General features: G+C 64.1%; 20 protein-coding genes and 1 pseudogene. 16 read left to right on the top strand and 5 right to left on the bottom strand.

Annotated elements, in window-relative coordinates; translation table 11 throughout:
* Positions 1-57: 57 nt before the first annotated feature.
* The 4 genes from yajC to DUGA2_RS25755 all read left to right on the top strand — a co-directional run bounded on the left by yajC (position 58) and on the right by DUGA2_RS25755 (position 5,507).
* A complete protein-coding gene (gene yajC / locus DUGA2_RS25740; protein ID WP_008452975.1) occupies positions 58-393 on the top strand; it encodes a preprotein translocase subunit YajC in 336 nt (111 codons plus the stop codon).
* A gap of 77 nt (positions 394-470) precedes the next feature.
* Complete coding sequence (secD, locus tag DUGA2_RS25745) at positions 471-2,333, top strand: protein translocase subunit SecD (protein WP_070272271.1); 1,863 nt, start codon at positions 471-473, stop codon at positions 2,331-2,333.
* Between the two features lie 13 nt (positions 2,334-2,346).
* On the top strand, positions 2,347-3,369 hold the full coding sequence (gene secF / locus DUGA2_RS25750; RefSeq protein ID WP_070272272.1) for a protein translocase subunit SecF: 1,023 nt from the start codon (positions 2,347-2,349) through the stop codon (positions 3,367-3,369).
* 59 nt (positions 3,370-3,428) lie between these two features.
* A complete protein-coding gene (locus DUGA2_RS25755; protein ID WP_070272273.1) occupies positions 3,429-5,507 on the top strand; it encodes a tetratricopeptide repeat protein in 2,079 nt (692 codons plus the stop codon).
* On the opposite strand, the gene DUGA2_RS25760 is transcribed toward DUGA2_RS25755, so the two are convergent.
* Positions 5,491-6,381 carry a LysR family transcriptional regulator gene (locus DUGA2_RS25760; RefSeq protein WP_070272274.1) on the bottom strand — a complete coding sequence of 297 codons (891 nt, stop codon included), beginning with the start codon at positions 6,379-6,381 and terminating at the stop codon, positions 5,491-5,493. The genes DUGA2_RS25755 and DUGA2_RS25760 overlap by 17 nt on opposite strands.
* A gap of 92 nt (positions 6,382-6,473) precedes the next feature.
* Between DUGA2_RS25760 and DUGA2_RS25765 the strand changes: the two genes are divergently transcribed.
* Positions 6,474-7,028, top strand: coding sequence for a chromate transporter (locus DUGA2_RS25765; RefSeq protein ID WP_070272275.1), 555 nt, complete (start codon positions 6,474-6,476; stop codon positions 7,026-7,028).
* Complete coding sequence (locus DUGA2_RS25770; protein WP_070272276.1) at positions 7,025-7,558, top strand: chromate transporter; 534 nt, start codon at positions 7,025-7,027, stop codon at positions 7,556-7,558. Before DUGA2_RS25765 ends, DUGA2_RS25770 begins: the two co-directional genes overlap by 4 nt.
* On the opposite strand, the gene DUGA2_RS25775 is transcribed toward DUGA2_RS25770, so the two are convergent.
* Complete coding sequence (locus DUGA2_RS25775) at positions 7,551-8,474, bottom strand: helix-turn-helix domain-containing protein (protein ID WP_229214774.1); 924 nt, start codon at positions 8,472-8,474, stop codon at positions 7,551-7,553. The two genes, DUGA2_RS25770 and DUGA2_RS25775, sit on opposite strands and share 8 nt — an antisense overlap.
* 206 nt (positions 8,475-8,680) lie before the next feature.
* On the opposite strand from DUGA2_RS25775, the gene eat reads away from it, so the two are divergent.
* From eat to DUGA2_RS25805, 6 genes and pseudogenes are all read left to right on the top strand, one after another.
* Positions 8,681-10,060 carry an ethanolamine permease gene (eat, locus tag DUGA2_RS25780; protein ID WP_070272278.1) on the top strand — a complete coding sequence of 460 codons (1,380 nt, stop codon included), beginning with the start codon at positions 8,681-8,683 and terminating at the stop codon, positions 10,058-10,060.
* A 24-nt stretch (positions 10,061-10,084) separates the two neighbouring features.
* Positions 10,085-10,906, top strand: coding sequence for a TorF family putative porin (locus DUGA2_RS25785; RefSeq protein WP_070272279.1), 822 nt, complete (start codon positions 10,085-10,087; stop codon positions 10,904-10,906).
* Positions 10,907-10,935: 29 nt separating this feature from the next.
* Positions 10,936-12,327, top strand: a complete 1,392-nt coding sequence (locus tag DUGA2_RS25790) for an ethanolamine ammonia-lyase subunit EutB (RefSeq protein WP_070272280.1) — start codon at positions 10,936-10,938, stop codon at positions 12,325-12,327.
* A gap of 11 nt (positions 12,328-12,338) precedes the next feature.
* Positions 12,339-13,191, top strand: a pseudogene (gene eutC / locus DUGA2_RS25795) (ethanolamine ammonia-lyase subunit EutC).
* 44 nt (positions 13,192-13,235) lie between these two features.
* Positions 13,236-13,931, top strand: coding sequence for a YafY family protein (locus tag DUGA2_RS25800; RefSeq protein ID WP_070272281.1), 696 nt, complete (start codon positions 13,236-13,238; stop codon positions 13,929-13,931).
* Positions 13,932-13,993: 62 nt separating this feature from the next.
* On the top strand, positions 13,994-14,611 hold the full coding sequence (locus DUGA2_RS25805; RefSeq protein WP_070272282.1) for a glutathione S-transferase family protein: 618 nt from the start codon (positions 13,994-13,996) through the stop codon (positions 14,609-14,611).
* 130 nt (positions 14,612-14,741) lie between these two features.
* Here DUGA2_RS25805 and DUGA2_RS25810 read toward each other — a convergent pair whose 3' ends face one another.
* The 3 genes from DUGA2_RS25810 to DUGA2_RS25820 form a co-directional block, all read right to left on the bottom strand.
* Positions 14,742-15,578 carry an HDOD domain-containing protein gene (locus tag DUGA2_RS25810; RefSeq protein ID WP_070272283.1) on the bottom strand — a complete coding sequence of 279 codons (837 nt, stop codon included), beginning with the start codon at positions 15,576-15,578 and terminating at the stop codon, positions 14,742-14,744.
* Between the two features lie 87 nt (positions 15,579-15,665).
* The gene (locus tag DUGA2_RS25815; protein ID WP_008452944.1) at positions 15,666-15,947 is read right to left on the bottom strand and encodes a hypothetical protein; all 282 of its coding nucleotides are present in this window, start codon (positions 15,945-15,947) and stop codon (positions 15,666-15,668) included.
* Positions 15,944-16,417, bottom strand: a complete 474-nt coding sequence (locus tag DUGA2_RS25820) for a MarR family winged helix-turn-helix transcriptional regulator (protein WP_008452943.1) — start codon at positions 16,415-16,417, stop codon at positions 15,944-15,946. The genes DUGA2_RS25815 and DUGA2_RS25820 overlap by 4 nt, the downstream gene beginning before the upstream one ends.
* An 80-nt stretch (positions 16,418-16,497) precedes the next feature.
* Between DUGA2_RS25820 and DUGA2_RS25825 the strand changes: the two genes are divergently transcribed.
* The 4 genes from DUGA2_RS25825 (at position 16,498) to DUGA2_RS25840 (ending at position 20,895) form a co-directional block, all read left to right on the top strand.
* Positions 16,498-17,412, top strand: a complete 915-nt coding sequence (locus DUGA2_RS25825; RefSeq protein WP_070272284.1) for a DMT family transporter — start codon at positions 16,498-16,500, stop codon at positions 17,410-17,412.
* 7 nt (positions 17,413-17,419) lie between these two features.
* Positions 17,420-18,379, top strand: a complete 960-nt coding sequence (locus DUGA2_RS25830) for a GlxA family transcriptional regulator (protein WP_070272285.1) — start codon at positions 17,420-17,422, stop codon at positions 18,377-18,379.
* 140 nt (positions 18,380-18,519) lie between these two features.
* Entirely contained in the window at positions 18,520-19,764 is a 1,245-nt protein-coding gene (gene astC, locus DUGA2_RS25835) for an acetylornithine/succinylornithine family transaminase (protein WP_070272286.1), read from the top strand.
* A gap of 93 nt (positions 19,765-19,857) precedes the next feature.
* Complete coding sequence (locus tag DUGA2_RS25840; RefSeq protein WP_070272287.1) at positions 19,858-20,895, top strand: arginine N-succinyltransferase; 1,038 nt, start codon at positions 19,858-19,860, stop codon at positions 20,893-20,895.
* The last annotated feature ends 10 nt before the right edge of the window (positions 20,896-20,905 follow it).

Raw genomic sequence — 20,905 nt, forward strand, 5'->3', positions numbered from 1 at the left:
CTTCCGGCCAGTGCTAGAATACAGCGCTATTTTTTCAAACTATTATCGGAGTCACCTGTGTTCATTTCCAACGCTTACGCCCAATCGGCTTCCCCACTCGACGCACTCGGCCTGGGCGGCAACCTCGGCAGCTTCCTGCCGCTGATCCTGATGTTCGTCGCGATGTACTTCCTGATGATCCGTCCTCAGCAGAAGCGCGCCAAAGAACAGAAGGCCATGATGGAAGCGCTGGCCAAGGGCGACGAAGTCGTCACCGCCGGCGGCGTGCTGGGCAAGGTCTCCAAAGTGACCGACCTGTACGTGACTCTGGAAATCTCCAGCGGCGCCGAACTGACGGTGCAGAAGAACTCCGTCACCATGCTGCTGCCTAAGGGCACGCTGAAGGCGCTGTAATCTGGCCTCGGCCTTGGCCCGGCCCGCACTGCGCGGGCCGTATTGCATCCGACGCCTAACACTGAACGTTGAACAATATGAATCGCTATCCTCTCTGGAAATACATACTGATCGTAGTCGCCGTCCTGCTGGGCGCGCTGTACACCGCGCCCAACTACTACGGTGAATCGCCTGCGGTTCAAGTCACGAGCGGCAAATCGACCGTCAAGATGTCGTCCGAAATGAGCGCCAAGGTGGAAGCGGTGCTCAAGGGCGCCAACATCGCCTACAACGGCATCGCCTTCGACGGCACCGGCACCTACGCTTCCGTGCGCGCCCGCTTCGCCGATCCGGACACCCAGTTCCGCGCCAAGTCGGTGTTGGAAAAAGGCTTGAACGCCGATCCGGCCGATCCGACCTACCTGGTCGCGCTGAACCTGCAAAAAGATACGCCTAAATGGATGCAAGCCCTGCATGCGCTGCCGATGTACCTCGGCCTCGACTTGCGCGGTGGTGTGCACTTCCTGATGCAAGTCGATACCAAGGCCGTGCTGACCAAGCGCGTGCAAGGCATCCAGGCAGCATCGCGCAGCCTGCTGCGCGACAAGAACGTGCGCCACGCCGGCATCGACCGCGTGGGCGACACCATTGAAATCAAATTCCGCGACGACGCCACCCGCCAGAAGGCCAAGGACGTGCTGCAAGGCCAGATGACCGACCTGATGTTCGTCGACGCCGGCGAAGGCGATGCGCTGAAGACCACCATCAGCCTGAAGCCGGTCGCGCTCAAGCAAACCATCGACGACGGCGTCAAGCAGAACATCTCCACGCTGTCCAAGCGCGTCAATGAGCTGGGCGTGGCCGAGCCTATCATCCAGCAGCAAGGCCCTGACCGCATCGTGGTCCAGCTGCCGGGCGTGCAGGACGTGGCGCGCGCGCGCGCCGTGATCGGCCGCACCGCGACGCTGGAAATCCGCATGGTCGACGAGACCATCACGCCGGGCACCGAAATGACGGCGGCGATTCCATTCAACTCGGAGCTGTTCACCGTCGGCAAGGCTGTTCCTGTCGTGCTGACCAAGGACGTGGTACTGAGCGGCGACTACATCTCCAGCGCCACCGCCACCTACGACCAGAACCAGCAGCCAGCGGTCAGCATCGACCTGAATGGCGACGGCGGCCGCAAGATGCGCGACGCCACCCGCGAACGCGTGGGCAAGAAGATGGCCATCGTGCTGTTCGAAAAAGGCAAGCCGGAAGTGCTGTCGGTCGCCACCATCCAGAGCGAACTGGGTAGCCGCTTCCAGATCACCGGCATGGGCAACGCGGAGAATTCCTCCGAGCTGGCGCTGCTGCTGCGCTCCGGCGCGCTGTCCGCACCAATGGACGTGATCGAAGAACGCACCATCGGCCCGCAACTGGGCGCAGAGAACATCAACAAGGGTCTGCATTCGACGATGTACGGCTTCGCCGCCATCGCCATCTTCATGATCGCCTACTACATGATGTTCGGCTTCTTCAGCGTGCTGGCCCTGGCCTGCAACCTGTTGCTGCTGCTGGCATTGCTGTCGCTGATGCAGGCGACCCTGACCCTGCCTGGTATCGCCGCTATCGCGCTGGCGCTGGGTATGGCGATTGACGCCAACGTGCTGATTAACGAACGTATCCGCGAAGAGCTGCGTTCCGGCGCCACGCCGCAGGCGGCCATCGCGGCCGGCTTCGACCGCGCATGGGCCACCATCATCGACTCCAACGTGACCACGCTGATCGTCGGTATCGCCCTGTGGGTGTTCGGTTCCGGTCCTATCCGCGGCTTCGCCGTGGTGCACTGCCTGGGCATTCTGACCTCGATGTTCTCCGCCGTGTTCATCTCGCGCGGTGTGGTCAACCTCTGGTACGGCCGCAAGAAGAAGCTGCAATCGATCGCCATCGGTACCGTTTGGGTACCGGGTCTGAAATAACTCAGGGGTTCACATGGAATTTTTCCGCATCAAAAAAGACATACCGTTCATGCGCCACGCGCTGGTGTTCAACGTGATTTCCGCGTTGACCTTCGTCGCGGCCGTGTTCTTCCTGGTCCACAAAGGCTTGCACTTGTCGGTGGAGTTCACCGGCGGCACCGTGATGGAGCTGAAGTACCAGCAGCCTGCAAAGCTGGAGCAGATCCGTCACTCGCTGGAGAAGATCGGCTACGAGCAGCCGGAAGTGACCAGCTTCGGCACCGCGCATGACGTCATGCTGCGCCTGCCGGTGATCAAGTCGGTCACTTCGAAGGATGCGTCGCTGCTGGTGTTCAACACGCTGTGCGCGGCCGAGCAGGGCGCCACCAAGCAGATCGACGCCGTTAGCGCCAAGGGCGAGCACGTGGTCAAATCCGCTTGCACGGACGCTGCCGGCGTTGAAACGGTGTCGCTGCAAAAAGTCGAATTCGTCGGCCCGCAGGTCGGCGACGAACTGGCGCAGAACGGCTTGAACGCACTGGTGATGGTGATCATCGGCGTGATGATCTACCTGGCCGTGCGCTTCGAATGGAAATTCGCCGTGGCGGCGATCATCGCCAACTTGCACGACGTGGTCATCATCCTCGGCTTCTTCGCCTTCTTCCAGTGGGAGTTCTCGCTGACGGTGCTGGCGGCGGTGCTGGCGGTGTTGGGTTACTCGGTCAACGAATCGGTGGTTATCTTCGACCGTATCCGCGAAAACTTCCGCAAGCAGCGCAAGGCGTCGGTGCATGAAGTGATCGACAACGCGATCACCTCGACCATCTCGCGTACCATCATCACCCACGGCTGCACGCAGATGATGGTGCTGTCGATGCTGTTCCTGGGCGGTCCTACGCTGCACTACTTCGCCATCGCGCTGACCATCGGTATCTGCTTCGGTATTTACTCGTCGGTGTTCGTGGCCGCCGCAGTGGCCATGTGGCTGGGCGTGAAGCGTGAAGACCTGATCAAGCCGATCAAGGAAAAAGACGAAACCGATGGCGCTGTTGTTTAAACAACGTTATTGAATCGATAGTAGAATCCCCCAGCGCTTACGCCTTGGGGGATTTTTTTATGTCGTACAAATTATTGGCCGGTCTGCTGGCCTGCTGCGCCGCGCATGGCGCCGAACTGCCGTGGGACTTGAGCTATCAATCCGCACTGCGCGACCATCCGATCGCCGAACGTGAATTCATGCGGGTCTGGCCGCAGCAGCATCCGCAGCGGCCCATCCATCAAAAGCTGGCGGAGTACGCGGGCGGGCCGATCGAGGCGTCGATGCTGATCGAGCAGCCCGACGGCCACGCCGGCGACGCCATCGCCCAGTGGTTCATCAAGACGCGCAATACCGCGCAGGTGTGTAGCTTCCATCCCAAGCGTTTGAACGATGAATGCAAAAAGCTCGACCCGGCGCGCGTGGAGACGGCGATCCGCGATGTGCTGCACATGAGCGATCCGTGGCCGCCGAGCGGCGACGGGCTGGTGGTCGAGAAGGATTACTTCGGCCCCGGCAAGCCGTTGCTGCTCAATTACTTCGGCTACGTCAGCGTGTACGTGGATGGCGTGTCGTCACAGCGGCCTGTCGGCGGCGATGAGTGGGGCGAGCGGCTCGACAAGTCGCGCCCTGCCGGGCCGGAAGCGGGGCGCCTGCAGCTGGCCGTGGCTAAGGCCATGGAGGGCGCCAAGGCGACGGCGCCTGCCGCCGCCGTTCCTGCCCCCGCGCCATCGGCGCCGGAGAGTGAGGAGCTGAAAGCCCGTAACGCATTGATCGCCGAAGTGCAGGGCTATCTGAACAAAAACGACTACAAGAGTCTGGAGGCGCTGCGCAAGCGCTTGCTGGACCCGCAGCAGCGCACCGGCAGCGGCGTGTGGAAGCTGGCGATCTTCTACAACCAGCTGCGCTGGCGTCCGCAGGCCACGCGCGACATGGACTACTGGACCCGCATCGAGAACGAAGCCAAGGCCTGGGAAAAGCAGTTCCCCAAATCGAGTGCGGCGCGCATCTATCACACCTACGTGCTGCTCGCGCGCGGCACCGCCTTCCGTGGCACGGCCAACTACAAGGACGTACCCAAGGCGGACATCGAGCGCATGCTGTCCGCCACGCGCGAGGCGATGGGCATCATCAACACGCTTGAAAAGCCGATGCTGAAGGAGCGCGATCCCGAGTTCTACAAGGCGCTGCTGCAAGTGCTGCCGTACACGGACCACTACAGCTTCCTCGGCGTGATGAACACCGTGGCCGACGCCCGCAAGGAATTCCCCAACTATCACGAGACCTACTTCACCGCCGCCTTCTTCTCCACCGAGATGTGGGCCAGCGCGCCGGATGCGGTGGATGACATCGCCCGCAGCGCGATGTCCGTGCGCACCGGCGATTCGGAAGCGATGTACGCCCGCGTCTACTGGTACATGAGCCAGATGGCCTACGACGACAAGCTGTTCGAGAACAGCCTCGCCGACTGGAGCGAAATGAAGACCAGCTTCGACACGCTGGTGGACCGCTATCCCGATCCGTGGAACCTGAACGCCTACGCCTACTTCGCCTGCCAGGCCGGCGACTACGCGACCATGGCCGGCCTGCTGAACCGCATCGGCGAGCGTCGCGTCTACACCAGCTGGGGCAAGCGCGGCGCGCGCGCCTACGACGATTGCGCCGCCCACGCGGGCGACGACACCAGCCGCTACCTGTCCGACTTGCGCGAGATGGTCAAGAAGCGGCAGACACGCGTGTTCTACCGCTACATCAACTACGCCGCGCAGACGCGCAAGGATGGCAAGTACGGCGAAAGCATGCGCATCCTGCGCAAGGCCGAAGAATTGAACCGGGTGCTGTTCAGCAAACCGTCGATGATGGTGCAGTACCACCTGGGCCTGACGTTCAACGCCACCAAGCGGTATGACGAGGCCGTGCAGGCGCTGTCGCTGGGCTTGCAGTCGCAGCCGAGCTACGCGCCGGCCTACTTCCAGCGCGGCCTGGCCTACGAGGCGCTGGGCCGTCGCGAGGAGGCACGCGGACAGTTCGAAACCGCCGCCGGCCGCATGCCGGCCGAAATCACTAGCAAAGAGCCGGCGCAGCGCGAGGCCGAGGAGCAGGAGCGCCGTACGATGTCGGCCAAGTTCCGCGAGTACGGGATCAGCGCCCCGTTTTGATCATGTCGTACAGCGCCTGCGCGGCCGGCGACAGGTGGCCGGCCTTGCGGGTGATGAGCACCAGCTGGCGCGAGATGGTCGGCTCCTTCAGCGTGATGATGCGCAGGCGCGGATAGCTGCCCTTGAGGATCGCCAGCCGTGGCACGATGGCGGCGGCGATGCCGGAGGCCACCAGGCCCACCGCGGTCGCGCTGCGCTGCACGTCGTACTGGAACTGCAGGTTCAGGTCCGCGCTCTTATCGCCCAGGTAGCTGTCCAACAGCGCGCGGTTGCCGTTGACGTCTCCCGAGAAGATCAGCGGGTAGGGTTGGATCTGCGTCCACGTCAGCGAGCGCCGCTTCGCCAGCGGATGATCGTCGCGGCACACCAGCACGAACTGATCCTCCAGCAGCGGCTCCGACACCAGGTCGGGATGCATGCTGCCCCCCAGGCCGATGCCGAATTCCGCTTCGCGCCGCTGCACCGCCTCCGCCACGCGCGACGAGGCGTGGTCGAGGATCTTGATGCGGTTGTCGGGGAAGCGCGCCGAGTAGGCCTGGATGATCTGCGGCAGATACTGTATGCCCACCGTCGGCACGCAGGCCAGCGCGACGTCGCCGCGCTGGGCCTTGCCCGTCTCGCGGATCTCGCTCAAGGTCGATGACAGCTCTTGCAGCAGACGCCGCGCCTGCGGCAGGAAGTCCTCGCCGATGCTGGTCAGCGCAATGGAACGGGTGGTGCGCTCGATCAGCATCACACCCAGGAAATCTTCCAGGTTGCGCAGGCGCTGCGTAACGGCGGTCTGCGTCACATGCAGCGTCTCCGCTGCTTTTTGAAATCCGCCGAAGTCCGCAATCGCGACAAAAGCCTGCACGCCGAGTATGTCGATTTTCATCAAAAATATGAATGAATAGTCTAAATAAATTCATTGTACTTATATTTCGCCGAGGCGGAAAATTCTCCCTATCGAAACCGAAGGAGAAGATCATGCCGCTATCAACCATATTCCTGGTGTTTTCCAGGCTGGCGCTGATGGGCTTTGGCGGCGTGATGCCGTTCGCCTACCGGGCGCTGGTCGAGCAGCGCAAGTGGCTGACGGCCGAGGAGTTCGCGCAGTACCTCGCCACCAGCCAGATGCTGCCAGGCCCCACCATCTGCAACGTCGCGCTGATGGTGGGCAGCCGCTACGCCGGTATGCGCGGCGCGCTGGCGGCATTGGCCGGCATGATCGCCGGCCCCTTCCTGGTGGTGGTCGCGCTGGGCGTGGTTTACCAGCGCTTTGGCGAGATCGAAGTGTTCCGCCACGCGATACGCGGCATGGCTGCGGTGGCGGCGGGCCTGATCCTGGCGACCGCCGTGAAGATGGCCAAATCCCTGTTCGCCAAGGCCGACTGGCGCGCGCGCGGCACGCTGCTGCAACTGGCCTTGCTGGCGCTGGCCTTCACCGGGCTGGGTTTGATGCAATGGCAGCTGGCGCTGGTGTTCGGCCTGCTTGCGCCGCTGGGCGCGGGGGCGTTTTATTTGGTGGGAGAGAAAAAATGAACGAGCAATCTCCGGTGACGGAACTGTCGATGCATATCGCGGTGATGTCCTTGATGGCAGTCGGCGGCGGCGTCGTGCTGCTTGGGCCGCAGGTGGGACACTACGTGGTCGACGCCAAGCAGTGGTTGAGCAACGAGCAGTTCGCGGCGGCTTATGCGATAGCGCAGGCGGCGCCCGGTCCCAACCTGCTGTTCGTGTCGCTGGTGGGCTGGCTGATCGCCGGTTGGGCCGGCGCCATCTGTACCACGCTCGCGGTGCTGCTGCCTTCCACGCTGCTGACGCTGGCCGCGATCCGCTTGCAGGCGCGGCATGCGGGCGGGCGTTTGACGCGGGCGCTGGGCGACGCCTTCGCGCCGATCTCGATAGGCTTCCTGGCCGCCACCGCGTGGCTGTTCACGCGCATCTCCAACGTCGACATCCAGGCCGACGCGCTGACGCTGGCGGCGGCGCTGATACTGCTGCGCTCCAAAATCAATCCGGTGATATTGATCGCCGCCGGCGCATTGGCCGGAGCGCTGCGCCTCATCTGAGCGAGTGCGGCGTCGAACGCGAGCGCGAGCGCAGCGACGCCGACGGGCACTGGCCGAACAGCTTGCGGTAGTCGCTGGAGAACTGGCTGAAGTTGCTCAACCCCCAGGAGCCGGCCACATCGCCGATGGCGCCGCCGTCCTGCAACTGCCGCCGCACGCCGTTCAGGCGCACCATGCGCAGGTAGAGCATGGGGCTCATGCCCAGCACGTCTTCGAAGCAGTACTGCAAGGTGCGGCGGCTGACGTGCACGCGCTCGCACAGCTCGGGCACGGTAATCGATTCGCTGCGGTGCGCCATGATGTACTCGCGCGCCAGTGCGACCACGTGGCGGCGCCGTTGCAGGCTGGCCGCCAGCGCCGGCTCCACGCAACTGTGATCCAGCATGTCGAGCAGGGCGCTCAGCACCGTCTCCTGCCATTGCGCCATGCCTTCGGCGCAGCCCAGGCCTTCGGCCGGCAGCAGCTGACTCAGCACGTGCAGGCAGCGCGCCTGTGCCTGCACATCCACCTGCAACAGCTCGGCCGACTGCACGCGCTGCCAGTCGATCTCGCAGCCGTAGCGCCGTGCCGTCTCGACCAGCAGCTCGCGGCTGGCGACGATGCCATAGATGCTGTAGGCGCTCGGTGTTACCAGTTCGAATTCAACGTTGCCTGGTTGCACCATAATCCAGTCGGCGGCTGTCTGGCGGCCGTTGATGCGGGTGGCGGCGCCGTGGTCCGGCAGGCCGAACCAGATGGCGTCCGGCCACACGCGGCAGGATTGGCGCACCGACTGGCTCAGGCTTTCCCTAAACACTTGCAGCTGCGGCAGGCGCAGCTCGGTCAGCGCGCCACGGAACAGGCCTGAGCTGATCTGGTCGTAGCTTTGTTGCCAGTTGGTGAGCTTGCTGGCCAATTCGTCGGCGTCGTGCGCCATCACAGTGCGCAAATCTGGCGCACTGTGTAACAACTCTGTCGCAGTCTGGTGCATATTATTTTTCTCCCACTGTTGTTATTTCTTCCCTTGGCCGCCAGCCCCTCGCAAGTTTGCCGATTTTCGATAACGCTGGCATTTGGCTGGCTCCTATACTCGATTCTGCTGCAACTTCCATACCAGACGCGCTTTACCTTAGGGAGAATCACATGAATGCAAAACAGGCGGCCGGGCAACCGGCGCTGCAACAGTCGCTAGGCACCTTCCAGTTGTGGGGCATCGCGGTAGGCCTGGTGATCTCGGGCGAGTACTTCGGCTGGAGTTACGGCTGGGCCTCGGCGGGGACGCTGGGCTTCACCATCACCGCGCTGTTCATCGCGGCCATGTACGCCACCTTCATCTTCAGCTTCACCGAGCTGACCACCTCGATCCCGCACGCGGGCGGCCCGTTCGCCTACAGCAAGCGCGCCTTCGGCCCGACCGGCGGCTACCTGGCCGGCGCGGCCACGCTGATCGAGTTCGTGTTCGCGCCGCCGGCGATTGCGCTGGCCATCGGCGCCTACCTGAACGTGCAGTTCCCGACGGTCGATCCGAAGACGGCGGCGGTCGGCGCCTATGTGGTGTTCATGACCTTGAACGTCGTCGGCGTGCAGGTGGCGGCGACTTTTGAATTGCTGATGACGTTGCTGGCGATCTTTGAATTGCTGGTGTTCATGGGCGTGGTGTCGCCGGGCTTCTCGGTGGCGAACTTCGTCAAGGGCGGCTGGTCCGGCCAGGACAGCTTCAGCATCGCATCGATCCCCGGCATGTTCGCGGCGATCCCGTTTGCGATCTGGTTCTTCCTGGCGATCGAGGGCGTGGCGATGGCGGCCGAGGAAGCCAAGGATCCAAAACGTTCGATCCCCATCGCCTACATCGCCGGCATCATTACGCTGGTGCTGCTGGCGATCGGCGTGATGGTGTTCGCCGGTGGCGCCGGCGACTGGACCAAGCTGGCCAACATCAACGACCCGCTGCCGCAAGCCATGAAGATCATCGTCGGCGAGAACAGCAACTGGCTGCACATGCTGGTGTGGCTGGGCCTGTTCGGCCTGATCGCTTCCTTCCACGGCATCATCCTCGGCTATTCGCGCCAGATCTTTGCACTGGCACGCGAGGCTTACCTGCCGCATTACTTCGCCAAGATCCACCCACGTTTCAAGACGCCGCACCGCGCCATCCTTGCGGGCGGCGTGATCGGCATAGCTGCCATCTATAGCGACGAGCTGATCAAGATCGGCGGCCAGACCCTGACCGCCAACATCGTCACCATGTCGGTGTTCGGTGCGATCACGATGTACATCCTCAGCATGCTGAGCCTGTTCAAGCTGCGCCGCACGGAGCCGAACATGGTGCGTCCTTTCCGTGCGCCGTTCTATCCGCTGTTCCCGGCCATCGCGCTGGCCGGCGCCCTGGTCTGCCTGGTGACGATGGTGTACTACAACCCGCTGATCTTCGGCGTGTTCGTCGCCTTCCTGGCGGCCGGCTATGTGTTCTTCCTGGCCACCAAGGGCAACCGCCAGCAGCACGCGGCTTTCGACGCCGTCTAACTTTCCAATTACGGAGCTTCATCCATGTCCAAAAAATTCTTCTCCATGCTGGCTGCGGCCGGTTGCCTGGCTTGCGCCGCAGGCGGCGCGCTGGCTGCCGATGCCGCCCCCGCTGCGCCTGCGCCAGACTGGACCAACACCGGCAACCTGACGCTGGTGTCGGACTACCTGTTCCGCGGCATTTCGCAGACGCAGGCCAAGCCCACCGTGCAAGCCACGCTGGACTTCACGCATGTCAGCGGCTTCTACCTGGGGCTGTTCGGTTCCGGCGTGTCGCACGCGGCCTACAACAACGGCAGCGGTTCGGAGATCGACGTCTACGGCGGCTACCGCTATCCGCTCAGCGAGGGTAACAATATCGACGCCGGCCTCGTCACCTACTGGTATCCGGGCGCGCACTACGCGGCGGGCGGCAAGGACATCAAGTACCATACCCAGGAGGCCAAGCTGGGCGTAAACATCGGCGCCTTCAATGCCTACGCCTGGGTGGCGCTGAGCGAGTACTGGTTCGGCTTCGCCGTGCAGCCGGACAGCGGTAAGCTGGCCAACACGCGCGGCACCGCCTATGTCGAGGCGAACTGGAATCCCGAGCTGGCGCCGGGGCTGGTGCTGAACCTGCACGCCGGCCGCCAGCAGGTGCGCAATATGAGCGATTTCAATTTCTTCGACGTCAAGGCCGGTGTGACGAAGACCATCGACAGCTGGGCGTTCTCGGCGGCGGCCACCTACAATAGCGGCGACGCCAGCAAGAACGGCACGCCGTTGTGGACCTTCTTCAACGCCGACGGCAGCGGCAAGAACGTGGCACAGAAGCGCCTGGTCCTGACGGCCGCGCGCAACTTCTAGAGCACCGGCATTATCGGGAGAGTACGGCCATGAGCAGCTTTGCACATACGGTAGGCAGCAGGACTTATCAGTTCCGCGACCTGAAGGACTTGATGGCGAAGGCGACGCCGGCGCGTTCCGGCGACTATCTGGCGGGGCTGGCGGCGGCCAGCGCCGAGGAGCGGGTGGCGGCGCAGATGGCGCTGGCCGAACTGCCGCTGTCGCTGTTCCTCAACCAGATGGTGGTGCCGTACGAGCAGGACGAGGTGACGCGGCTGATCATCGACGATCACGACCGCGCCGCCTTTGCCCGCATCGCCCACCTGACCGTGGGCGACTTCCGCAACTGGCTGCTTGGCGACGCCGCCGATGAGGCGGTTCTGGCCGCCGTCGCTCCGGGCATCACGCCGGAGATGGCGGCGGCTGTTTCCAAGATCATGCGCATCCAGGATCTGATCCTGGTGGCGAAGAAGTGCCGCGTCGTCACGCGCTTCCGCAACACCATCGGCCTGGCGGGACGCATGGCCACGCGCCTGCAACCCAACCACCCGACCGACGACGCCACCGGCATCGCCGCCAGCGTGCTGGACGGCCTGCTATACGGCAGCGGCGACGCGGTGATCGGCATCAACCCGGCCACCGACAACGTGCCGCAGGTGATCAAGATCGTCACCATGCTCGACGAGATCATCGACCGCTACGGCATCCCCACGCAATCGTGCGTGCTGACGCACGTGACCAACACCATCGCCGCCATCGAGCGCGGCGCGCCTATCGACCTGGTGTTCCAGTCGATCGCCGGCACCGAGGCGGCCAACGCCAGCTTCGGCATCAACCTGGCCCTGCTGGCGGAGGCGCAGCAGGCGGCGCTGTCGCTGCAACGCGGCACGGTGGGCAACAACGTCATGTATTTCGAAACGGGGCAGGGCAGCGCGCTGTCAGCCAACGCCCACCACGGCGTCGACCAGCAGACCTGCGAGACGCGCGCCTACGCGGTGGCGCGCAAGTTCCAGCCGCTGCTGGTCAATTCGGTGGTCGGCTTCATCGGCCCCGAGTACCTGTACGACGGCAAGCAGATCGTGCGCGCCGGACTGGAGGATCACTTCTGCGCCAAGCTGCTGGGCTTACCGATGGGCTGCGACGTCTGCTACACCAACCACGCCGAGGCCGACCAGGACGATATGGATATCCTGCTGACCCTGCTGGGCACGGCCGGCTGCACCTTCGTCATGGGCATACCGGGCTCGGACGACATCATGCTCAACTACCAGACCACGTCCTTCCACGACGCGCTGTATGCGCGCCGCGTGCTGGGCCTGAAGCCGGCGCCGGAGTTCGAGGCCTGGCTGAAGCAGATGGAAATCTTCACCGGCGACGAGTGCGCTACACTGGGCAATGCGCTGCCGGCATCCTTCCAGCGCGCGCTGTCGAGTCTGAACTGATGGGAGTCCGCATGAACGACGCCGAGCACCTGCTTCCGGCCACCAGCGACGGCGCCAACGAGGACGGCGTCGTCATCGCCAATCCGTGGCGTTCGCTGCGGCGCTTCACGGCGGCGCGCATCGCGCTGGGCCGCAGCGGCGTCAGCCAGCCGACCGCGCCGCAACTGGAGTTCCAGCTGGCCCATGCGCGCGCGCGCGACGCCGTGCACCTGGCGCTGGACCACGCCGCGCTGGGCGACGCCCTGCAAGCCTCCAGCGGCTTGCCCTGCCTGCCGCTGCATAGCGCGGCCGCCAGCCGCGACATCTATCTGCAACGCCCGGATCTGGGGCGGCGTCTGGACGAGGCCTCGCGCCAGGCGCTGCTGGAGCGCGCATCCGCCCCTGCCGGCTACGACCTGGCCTTCGTCATTGCCGACGGCCTGTCGGCGCTGGCCATCGAACAGAACGCCTTGCCCTTCCTGAAGGTGGTGATGGCGCGCCTGGCCGCCGAGTCGTGGACGCTGGCGCCGCTGTCCATCGTGCGCCAGGGACGGGTGGCGGTGGGCGACGAGGTGGGCGAGTTGCTGGGCGCGCGCGCGGTGGTGGTGCTGGTCGGCGAACGACCCGGCCTGAGCTCGCCGGACAGCATGGGCTTGTACCTGACCTGGGCGCCGAAGAGCGGCCTGCCGGACGTCCGCCCGCAATTGCATCTCGAATGTGCGTCCTGCGGGCTTGACCTACGACGACGCAGCCTTCAAGCTTCACTACCTGCTGTCCGAGTCGCGCCAACGCCAGTTGTCCGGCGTCGCGCTCAAGGATGAAACAGCCACCGACAACACCACGCTGGACGCACCGCAACGCAACTTCCTGCTCGACCTCGATTAGTCGGCAGGCGGACGTTCCGCCCACCGACGAATGAGAGAGCAACGATGAGCCGTACCGGCCGACTTTTCCTGCTGATGGATGCGATGCGCGGCTACCGCCGCCCCGTCACCGCCGCTCGCCTGGCCGAGCAGCTGGGCGTATCCGAACGCACCATCTACCGCGACATCCAGACCCTGTCCGGCCTGGGCGCGCCACTGGAGGGCGAGGCCGGCGTCGGCTACATGTTGAAGGCCGGCTTCTTCCTGCCGCCGCTGATGTTCGGCGCCGACGAGCTGGAGGCGCTGGTGCTGGGCGCGCGCTGGGTGCGCCGGCAGGGCGACGAGGCGCTGGCCGCCGCCGCCAACAACGCACTGGCCAAGATCGCCGCCGCCACGCCGAAAGACCTGCGCGACGACATGGCCGAAACCAGTCTGTGGGTGCCGCTGGGCCAGGACCAGGATACCGCCAGCGATGTCCACGTGCGTCCGGTGCGCGAGGCGATCCGCTACCAGCACCGGCTGCGCATGGCCTACCAGGACGAGCAGGGCAAGCCGTCGGACCGGGTGGTGTGGCCATTCGCGCTGGCTTTCATGGAAGGCAAGCGGCTGCTGGCCGCGTGGTGCGAAATGCGCATGGCCTTCCGTCATTTCCGCATCGACCGCATAGCAGGCGTAGAATCGTTGGGCGTGCGTTATCCGGCCCGTCGCAGCGACTTGCTGAAGACATGGCGCCAGCAACAGAACCTGCGCGAAGACTACTGACAAAAACTGTCGCGGCCCGGTCGTACGATGAAGTCCTCAACTCACCTGATGGAGACTTTCAAATGCGCTTATACCACCACCCCGCTTCCTCCAATTCGCGCCGCGTGATGCTGGCCGCCATCCACATGGGCACGCCGCTGGACGTGACCGAAGTCAACCTGATGAGCGAAGAAGACCGGCGCCGCCTGGAGGTGCTCAACCCCAACTGCATGGTGCCGGTGCTGCAGGACAGCGACTTTATCCTGTGGGAATCCTGCGCCATCATGCAATACCTGGCCGACCGCACCCATGGCCAGACGCTGTACCCGGACAACATCGTGCACCGGGCCGACATCAACCGCTGGATGCTGTGGGCCAGCCAGCATTTTTCGCCGGCGATAGGCATCATCGTCTGGGAAAATATCTGGAAGGGCATCACTGGCGGCGGCATGCCCGATGCTGCGGAGCTGGACCGGGGCGCACGGCTGGTGGCGCGTTTCGGCGCCGTACTGGAGCAGCATTTGGCGGGGCGCGAGTGGGTTGCCGGCGACAAGCTGAGCCTGGCCGACTTCGCGGTGGCCGCGCCGTTGATGTACATCGAGCAAGCTAAATTGCCTGTCACTCAATATCCGAAAATGATGGCGTGGCTGGGCCGGATTCAGCAGCTGGATGCGTGGAAACAATCGGAGCCGGTGTGGTGATAGAAAAATGCGCTTATATGTGAACTGGCGCACAGAGCGAGCGGGACGGGCGGAGTACTCTGGGTGTGTCTCCTCTGGAGGAGATCCCTAGTTTTGGACTTTGCCCGCTCCCCAGCGGGCTTTTTTTTGTTCAGAGCATCAGCACCGCGTACAGCGACTGCACCTCGTTGGCCGATTCGCTCATGATGGCGTGCAGCGTGCCTTCGCCGACCACGAAGTCGATGGTGCGCGCGCCCTGCAGCGTGGTGGCGCCCGGACGTTGGTACAGCGGCGAATGCACCGGCGACAGATCATTGGCCAGCAGCAGCGTGTCGCCCAGGGTTTCCGGCGGCAGCGCGCGCAAGCCTATCCACATCGATTCGATCGCCTTGTAGACGCCGTCCGGCACGCCCAGCTTGCTCAGCACGCCGCGGCCTATTTCCACCTCGCCATGCTCGACCCAGTCTTCGGGCTCGCCGTCCATCACTTCCGGGAAGTCGCCGGCGCAGGACAGCATGTAGAAGCCCGCCACCTCGTGCATGATGCCGGCAAACAGCGCCGTATCGGGATCGACATGCGTGACACGGCGCGCGATCACTTGCGACAGCGCGGCCACGTGCGCCGTGTGTTCCCACAGTTGATTGATCTTGGCTTGCAGGCCGGGATCCGTGACCTGGCTGCCGATCTGGCGCACGATCAGCGCCGCCACCAGCGATTGCAGGGTGCGTACGCCCAGCCGCTGCACGGCGGCGCGCACGCTGGAGATTTCAGTGCCGGAACGGTTGTAGGCCACCGAGTTGGCGATGGCGACGCTGCGCGCCGCCAGCAACGGGTCTGCCTGGATGAGCTTGGCTGCCGCTTCGACGTGGCAGTCGGGATCGCTCAGCGCCTGCTGCAGGCGCAGCGAGGCGTTGACGTTGGCCGGGAACGAGAGCTCCCCCCGGCTCGCCTGAGCAGCAATAGTCTTGAAGGCGTCGAGTCTGTCCATTGCAAAAAATTATACTCGGAATATTGCCTTGTGGCACTTCTTCTGAAAATACTTTTGCGCGACACAACAAGCCGCCTTCAGCGTCGATTATTGCTCGCTGAAGATGGCGTCGCAGCCGTCTTGCGTGGCGTCGGTGTCTTGCAGTTCGTCGGTCAGGCCCAGGTCGAACAGTTCTTCGATGGCGTTCATGAAGCTGTTGTGCTTGGTCGCGCCGATCAGGCGGTAGATTTCGCCGTCTTCGTTGCGTACGCCGATGATCAGTTTTTCCTGGCGCACTTCGTCAGGCGTGGCCTGGTTCAGCAGCAGGTTGCCGATGATGTGTTTGTCGAATTTGGCAGGCTTTTTGCCTTCGAGCAGAGTCGTTTTCAAATGATTTCCTTGGTTGAGTCGTGGGTGGACGGGCATTCGGTATGGCCGGCCGTAATCACAGTTTTAAGTTCGGACAGCGTTTTTTCAAGGGCGGCGAAATCGTCTTCGCTGTAATGCGCGAACACTTTCCCGCTTTCCCCGACGACTTTCGGGAAGACCGTGCAAAACACCTGCTCGCCCTCCGCCGTCAGCCGGACAAAGAAGGAACGTTTGTCGCAGTCGTTGCGCTGACGCTCCACCAGGCCTTTTTGCTCGAGCCGTTCGATGACGCCGGTCAGCGTGCCCTTGGTGATCAGCGTCTTGTCGCCCAGTTCTTTATAGGACATGCCGGGCGTATTGCCCAGCGTGGCGATGATATCGAACTGGGCGTGCGTCAAGCCGCTCTGGCGCACATACTGGCCAGAGAGCCGTTCATAGCTCTGTAAGCAGTCGGCCAGCAGCCGGATGCTTTTCAAAAAACGTTCACCCATAGACTGTGATTATAGCCGGTTCGCACCGGCAATCCTGGCCGGGACTATAATGGCGGACGGACATTCATAATAAAAAAACCATGCCTCAACACTTGCGCGGCATTGCCGCTTTGCTCATCGTGACCCTGGTATGGGGCACGACTTTCCCCGCGATGAAGGACATGACCGGCTACCTGTCGGCCAGCTGGATCGTGCTGTGCCGCTTCGCGCTGGCCGGCGTGCTGTTGCTGCCGTTTATGTGGCGGGCGAAATGGAATGATATCCGCTGGGGCATCATCGCCGGCGCGGTGTTGTTCCTGTGCTACGTGTTCCAGATCGAGGGGCTGGCGCCGACCAGCTCCAACCGCAACGCCTTCGTCACCGGCCTTAACGTGCTGGTGCCGCCGCTGCTGGGCGTGCTGATGGGCGCGCGGCTGGAGCGCCGCATCGTCGTCGCGCTGGTGCTGGCGCTGGCCGGCCTGTTCGCGTTGTGCTGGGAGGGCAGCTTCACCTGGGGCCGCGGCGATACGCTGGCGCTGCTGTGCGCGCTGTTCTTCGGCATCTACGTCAAGCTGATGGAAACCACCACCCGCAAGGTCGACAAGCTGATGGTGCTGACCGCCTCGCAGATCTGGACCGTGGCCGTGTGCGCCGCCGTTTGGCTGCTGATGCGCGAGGTGCCGCTGGGCTTTGCCGAGCGCAGCCAGGATTTGCCCGACTACGTCAGCTACATCTGGAAGGGCTTGCAGGTGTACGGGCTGAACCTGGTCTACCTGGGCGTGGTCGCCACGGCTGCCATCATTTCGCTGCAGACCTGGGGCCAGAGCCACAGCAGCGCCAACGAGGCTGCGGTGATCTATGCGTTCGAGCCCGGCTGTGCGGCGATCTTCGCCTACTTCTGGCTGGGCGAGACGCTGGCCTGGAATGGCTTGCTGGGCGCGGCGCTGCTGATTTCCGGCATGATCGTCAGCCAATGGAGCACCGAGCGGCCCGCCGCCGCGCTGGCTCCGGAGTAGAGGTCCGATGTCTTTCGATAATTTATCCCGCGTCACCCAGGAGCGGCCGCTGCGCATGCTGCTGGTGAACGCGGGCGAAGCCGATGCGATCACCTGGGCCGGCCTGGTGCAGCCGCTGCGCCTGGCCGCCGCCGCGCTGGGCCGCGACGTGCTGCACCTGGAAACCATGACGCCGGCGCAAGTGGTGCTGGCGCAGCCGGGCTGGCCGCCTCACAATCCCCACCTTGCCTTGCTGGTGGCCGACGAGGGCCAGGCGCCGATGGCCCCGGAGCTGAGCCGCGCCGTCATCGAGCGCTGCCGCTCGGCCGAGTACTGGGGCGGTGTCGGCGCAGGCGTGCTGTGGCTGGCCACCGCCGGCTTGATGGCGGGCGTGCGCATCGCCTTGCCGTGGGCGCTGTATGCCGACACCGAGGGCATCTCCGAGCGCGCCATCCTGACCCCGCACCTGTTCGAACTGGACGGCCGCCACCTGAGCTGCTGCGGCGGCGCCGCCAGCATCGACTTCTCGCTGACCATGATCGAGCATCTGTTCGGCGCCACCGTGCAGGCCGCTATCAAGGAGAGCCTGTGCATCGAGCGCGTGCGCGGCCACGAGGAACGCCAGCGGGTGGCCTTGCAGGCGCGCTTCGGCGCCTTGCAGCCGCGCCTGTCCGAGGCGGTGACGCTGATGGAAACCAATATCGAGGAACCGCTGTCCACCGACGACATCGCCAACCTGGTCGGCCTGTCGCGCCGCCAGCTGGAGCGGCTGTTCAAGCAATACCTGGGCAGCCTGCCATCGCGCTACTACCTGGAGTTGCGCCTGCAGCGCGCCCGCCAATTGCTGCTGGAAACCAATCATTCCATCGTCCAAGTGGGGCTGATGTGCGGATTCTCGTCCGGCTCGCACTTCTCGACCGCCTTCGGCGCCTTGTTCGGCAACACGCCCCGCGAGGAGCGTCAGCGCAAATTAATGCCTCCGGGATAGCTAGCTTTTCTGACAAGCTTACTTTGCGGCCAAAAGTGAAAATCCTTGTCGCCATTTGAAAAGAGTTTTAGCATGCCGCTTTTTATAATGGGTCCACGCGGTGCTGTGCCGCGCCTTACCCAACATTAATAGGGAATGCCATGAACGCCAAGCTCGATACGACCGTCACCACCCGTCCTGTAACTCGTCAGACCTTTGATGAAGTCCTGGTGCCAACCTATGCACCAGCAGCGATGGTACCGGTCCGAGGCTCTGGTCTGGACCTGTGGGACCAGAATGGCAAGCACTACCTGGACTTCACCTCCGGCATCGCCGTGGCGTCGCTGGGCCACTGCAACCCGGCCGTGGTCGAAGCGCTGACCCGCCAGGCCAACACCCTGTGGCACCTGGGTAACGGCTACACCAACGAGCCGGTGCTGCGCCTGGCCACCGCGCTGACCGAGGCGACCTTCGCCGACCGCGCCTTCTTCTGCAACTCCGGCGCCGAAGCCAACGAAGCCGCGCTGAAGCTGGCCCGTAAATACGCCCACACCAAGTTCGGCGCGCACAAGTCGCGCATCGTGTCGTGCTACCAGTCGTTCCACGGCCGTACGCTGTTCACCGTGTCGGTCGGCGGCCAGTCCAAGTACACCGAAGGCTTCGAACCGCTGCCGCCAGCGATCGAGCACGTCACCTATAACGACATCGAGTCCGCACGCGCCGCCATCGGCGACGACGTCTGCGCCGTGATCGTCGAACCGCTGCAAGGCGAAGGCGGCGTGGTCCCGGGCGACAAGGCCTTCCTGCAAGAGCTGCGCGACCTGTGCACCAAGACCGGCGCCCTGCTGATCTTCGACGAAGTGCAGTGCGGCATGGGCCGTACCGGCGAGCTGTTCCACTACATGACCTACGGCATCACCCCGGACATCCTGACCTCGGCCAAGGCGCTGGGCAACGGCTATCCGATCGGCGCCATGCTGACCACCGACGAACTGGCCAAGACGCTGGGCGTGGGCACCCACGGCACCACCTACGGCGGCAACCCGCTGGCCGCGACCGTGGCGCTGACCGTGCTGGACACGATCAACCAGCCGGCGTTCCTGGCCCGCGTGAAAGAAGCCAGCGCCAAGCTGCGTTCGACGATGGAAAAACTGGTGGCCGACTACTCGCAGGTGTTCACGCTGGTGCGCGGCGCCGGTATGCTGCTGGGCCTGGTCGTCACCGATGCCTGGAAAGGCCGTTCGAAAGACATCCAGCGCGCCGCCGAAGCCAACGGCCTGATGGTGCTGATCGCCGGCATGGACGTGGTGCGCCTGGCGCCTGCGCTGATCGTCACCGACGCCCAGATCGCCGAAGTCGACCGCATCCTGCGCCTGTCGCTGGACGGCATGATCAAGGCTGCCTAAACAGCACCTACGGCGGCGGACCTGGTTCCGCCGCCTTTCATTTCAGCCCGGTGCCTTGCGCTCCGGGCTTGTGCGTTAATCTGAGGAGTTCCCATGTATGTAGTCCGTCCGGTAGAACTTGCGGATATTGCTGCCCTCGAAGCGCTGGCCGCAGTGACCATGCCGGGTGTGCACACCTTGCCGAAAACGCGCGAGAAGATCGCCGACATGATCGAGCGCTCGATCGCCTCGTTTGCCGCCCACGTCGACATCCCGAGCGAAGAATCCTACCTGCTGGTGCTGGAATCGCCGGCCGATAAGACCATCGTCGGCACCGCCGCGATGTTCGCCGCCGCCGGCTCCAACGGCACCTATTTCTCCTTCCGCAACGACGTGATCCAGCAGGTGTCGCGCGACCTGAACATCAGCCACAGCGTGCACGCGCTGACGCTGTGCTCCGAGCTGACCGGCTATTCCCAGCTGTCGAGCTTTTACGTCGGCGAACGCGAACACGGCACGCCGGAAGCGGCACTGCTGTCGCGCGCCCGCCTGATGTTCGCCGTGCTGGCGCCGCACCGCTTCGCCGACCGCTTCTTCGTGCCGCTGGCCGGCGTGACCGACGCCGACGGCGGTTCGCCGTTCTGGGATGCGCTGGGCCGCAAGTTCTTCAAGATGGACTTCCTCGACGCCGAACGCGTCATCGGCGGCGCCCGCAACCGCACGCTGATCGTCGAACTGATGCCGCACTATCCGGTCTACGTGCCGCTGCTGCCGGGCGACGCGCAGGCGGCCATGGGCCAGATCCATCCGTCGGGCGAGCTGGCGTTCAACCTGCTGACGGCCGAAGGCTTCGAAGCCGACGACTACATCGACATCTTCGACGGCGGCCCGATTCTGCAAGCGCACAAGAACACGCTGCGCACCTTCACCGGCGCGTTGCAGCGCCGCGTGACCACGGCGGTGGAATCGCCCGACCGCGGCCGCGAGCCGCAGCTGCGCTACGCCGTGTCGTCGGGCTCCGAACACAACTTCCGCGCCGTGATCACGCATTGCGCGGCGCTGGAATCGCAAGTCAACGTGGCGCTGCCGGCCGATGTGCAGGAAGCGCTTCAGATCGCCGAAGGCGATACCGTCATCTGCGTCAGAATCTAAGAGTGGACCA

Origin of the sequence: Duganella sp. HH101, assembly GCF_001758795.1 — a bacterium.
Classification (GTDB): Bacteria; Pseudomonadota; Gammaproteobacteria; order Burkholderiales; family Burkholderiaceae_D; genus Rugamonas; species Rugamonas rivuli.